Source organism: Gilliamella sp. B14448G11, from assembly GCF_016101765.1.
Lineage (GTDB): Bacteria > Pseudomonadota > Gammaproteobacteria > Enterobacterales > Orbaceae > Gilliamella > Gilliamella apicola_N.
This window is the reverse complement of sequence record NZ_JACFPX010000033.1, coordinates 1-3,411: the sequence shown is the minus strand read 5'-3', so window position 1 is coordinate 3,411 and position 3,411 is coordinate 1. Positions and strand designations below refer to the sequence as shown.

The 3,411-nt window shown below is 27.1% G+C and carries 3 protein-coding genes; all 3 read left to right on the top strand.

Going from position 1 to position 3,411, the window contains the following annotated elements; translation table 11 throughout:
• The first annotated feature begins 70 nt into the window (after positions 1–70).
• From H3S88_RS13460 to H3S88_RS12985, 3 genes are read left to right on the top strand one after another with little or no spacing between them, the layout of a single operon-like run.
• Positions 71–724 carry a M23 family metallopeptidase gene (locus tag H3S88_RS13460; RefSeq protein WP_198229190.1) on the top strand — a complete coding sequence of 218 codons (654 nt, stop codon included), beginning with the start codon at positions 71–73 and terminating at the stop codon, positions 722–724.
• Positions 725–734: 10 nt separating this feature from the next.
• Positions 735–1,757 carry a hypothetical protein gene (locus tag H3S88_RS12990; protein ID WP_198229188.1) on the top strand — a complete coding sequence of 341 codons (1,023 nt, stop codon included), beginning with the start codon at positions 735–737 and terminating at the stop codon, positions 1,755–1,757.
• A 60-nt stretch (positions 1,758–1,817) separates the two neighbouring features.
• Positions 1,818–2,849 (top strand): hypothetical protein, encoded by a 1,032-nt coding sequence (locus H3S88_RS12985; protein ID WP_198229186.1) that lies wholly within the window; start codon positions 1,818–1,820, stop codon positions 2,847–2,849.
• Positions 2,850–3,411: the final 562 nt, after the last annotated feature.

Here is a 3,411-nt window from a genome sequence, read left to right as displayed (position 1 = left end):
CAACATTAAATTATCAGTCACCGATTGAATACAAAAGAAATCGATGACCTTATCTTTTTGGTACTAAAAAGTGTGGACATACCAACCTTTAAAAAATCCGCAACGGACTCATTATAACAGTTCTAAAGACGATAGACCTTGGAATGGTGCTTATGGTTATGTTAGAAATGGTGGTGATAAGGCCCATGCAGGTTTAGATATTTTTGCCCGTATTGGTACACCATGTTTTGCTTGTTTAGATGGTGAAATTGTTCAATATACGAGCGAAGGTACTTATGGCTATGTCATTGTATTAAAAGTCAAAGGTGATGATTTACGTGCATCAAGAAATAATTATACATTAGAGTTTTCGGGTAAAGATAGAAATGAAATAGTGCAAGCCGATAATTTTGATATTGATAGTGATTATTTTTACATCAGATATTGTCATGTACATGATACTAAAAAAGTATCAGGAATAAAAGTTGGCAGCAAAGTTAAAGCAGGTGATCATATTGGATATACATCTGACACAGGTAATGCAAAAAACCTTCCAAATACACATTTGCATTTAGAAATCGCCATGAAAATTAACAATAATAGAACTGAGAATGAAACAAATAAAGAAAAAAGAAAATTAGGTTATAAAATAAATCCAGCTTTTTTTGTCAACTTAAATCCAATAGATGAAGCAGATCAAAAAGACGCTGTAAAAAAAGGTAATAAATATTATAAACAAAACTAAAGGTAAAGATATGAATATTGTAAAATCTATATTAATGATAGTTTTTCTTATTCCGCAAGTAACAGAAGCAGTCTATCGTGTCTACAGCGGAAATATAGGTGATGATAAAGTTGAATTTTATTTGTTGGCCACGCCTGATAGTAACTTTGATATTACTTATATTAAAGACAAAACATATGAAGTTGGATATATAGGAGGACCTCAAAAAAAAGAAAACGATTATCATTTTAAAAACTTTACAACGATTGATACAGATAATGATAGTGATACATTAATTATTAAAAATTTTGATTTTAGTTTAAACAAGGTAAAATCAGAAAGTAATTATTTATTTGGGTATTCAGAGAAATTTGGTGATTTTAAATTAAAAAAAGAATTTGAATATAATGTTTTTACTGCAAACGGTTATGAGCTAACTCGAGTAGAATCCAAACAGTTATTTGATAATACAGAGTTTAACAATATCGAATTTTTACAAAGAAGCTCAACCAAAGATTTTTATTTTAAAGTTATATTATCCAAAAAGAAAAAAGAAGAAATTAAAATTACTGGCATCAATGTTTACAGTAAAAAAAATGGGGAGCTATTACAGACCATAAAGAATTCAAAAGGGTATGTTTTTTATACATTTCATGCTATACAAATTGGTGATTTTGATTTTGATGGTAATGAAAATGATTTTTTTCTTCAGGGTGCTGAGTCCCACGCCGCCAATGTCCCGCAAATATATTACGTCTATGATGATTCACAAAATAAGTATATTGAAGCGAATTTAGAAGGATATTCGATTCAGTTTGATTCAGAAAATAAAACAGCAACCAGTACAAAAACATGTGGTGATGTAATTACTTATACATCTAATGTTTTATTAAAAAAATTATATTATTTTAATAATAAAGAAAAAAAATATACTTATATCGATAAGTACTGTGCAGCTATTCCAGATGGTGATAATTATTATTTAAGACAATGTACCAAAAAAGAAAGACTGGATTGCGAAAAAGCTGTAGTAGAGGTTGGAGATGAGCCTTAAACAAAATATTTAACTTGTTTAAGGTAGATAACTTATTAAAAAACTAAGACAAATATCATAATGAATACAATAAAATATATACTGATAATAGTTTTTCTTATTCCGCAAGTAACAGAGGCCATCTATCGTGTCTACAGCGGAAATATGGGGGATAGAAAAGTTGAGTTTTATATTAGTGCTATATCCGAAAATGACTTTGATATAATTTATCTTGATTATAAAACAAAAACAATTAGTTATTTAGGTTTAGCCAGAAAAGGAGATGATGGTTATCATTTTAGATACAATATAAATGATAATTTGGATACAAAAGATGAAATATTTATTAAATATTTTGATTTTGGTGAAAACAAAATAAACTCTAAAAATAATTATTTAGTCGGTTCATCGCAAACATTTGGTGATTTTAAGTTGGAAAAGAAATTTGAATATAATTTATCTTGGCCATTAATTGATAATTCGGATAAAAAAAAGCTTAATGAGGCAAAACAGCTTATTAAAAATACTGAATTCAAAAATGTCGAATTTTTACAAAGAAGTTCAACTAAAGATTTTTATTTCAAAGTATTATCATCTAAAGAAAAAGAAGATTATATTAAAATTATTGGTATCAATATTTACAGTAAAAAGAATGGCGAATTATTGCAAAGTATAAAAAGTTTAAAGGGGTATCCTTTTCAATCTTTTAATGCCCTACAAATCGGTGATTTTGATTTTGATGGTAATGAAAATGATTTTTTTCTTCAAAATGCTGAATCTCATGCCGACAATGTCCAACAAATATATTACATCTATGATGAGTCACAAAATAAATATATTGAAGCGAATTTAGAAGGATATTCGATTCAGTTTGATCCAGAAAAGAAAACAGCAACCAGTACAAAAACATGTGGTGATGTTTATGTTGATCCAATGTTTATCAAATTAAATAAACAATATCTTTTTAATAAAAACAAAAAAAAATATGATTACCAAGATCAATACTGCATTTCTTATGAAAATTCTGAGGAAAAATCTATTCATAAAAAATGTACTAAAAAAGAAAGACTGGATTGCGAAAAAGCTGTGGTAGAGGTTGGAGAGGAGCCTTAAACAAAATATTTAACTTGTTTAAGATAATTAAGTTATTAAGAACTCCATTAAAATTATGATTGTTCAGATCATTAGCTAAGTAAATACTTAAGAGATAAAAGAAAGATATGAACGAACTACATAGCATTGGAGTAATAAAAAACATTCTAAACTGAAATCAGTTAATAAACTTTGTCCCGTCGATAAAAATAATCTTATATAGAATTGTTCGAATGGTAGAAATTGAAAATTATTTGTATAAAGTATTTTAAATTAATATTAACTACCTTTTTGATGATTTTTTTCGGAAATTCATATGCTAAAAAAAATGGGCATGAAAGGGTATCAAATAAAATTAGCTATTTAAAACTAGTAATTTAACACTACCAGATAATAGTTATATCCCAAAATATTAAAATATTTTATAAGGAAGATTATAAGGATATTACATAATGAAAAGAATAATTTTTTTATCACTCATTCCACTATTCTTGGTTAATTGGTATGTCCACACTTTTTAGTACCAAAAAGATAAGGTCATCGATTTCTTTTGTATTCAATCGGTGACTGATAATTTAATGTT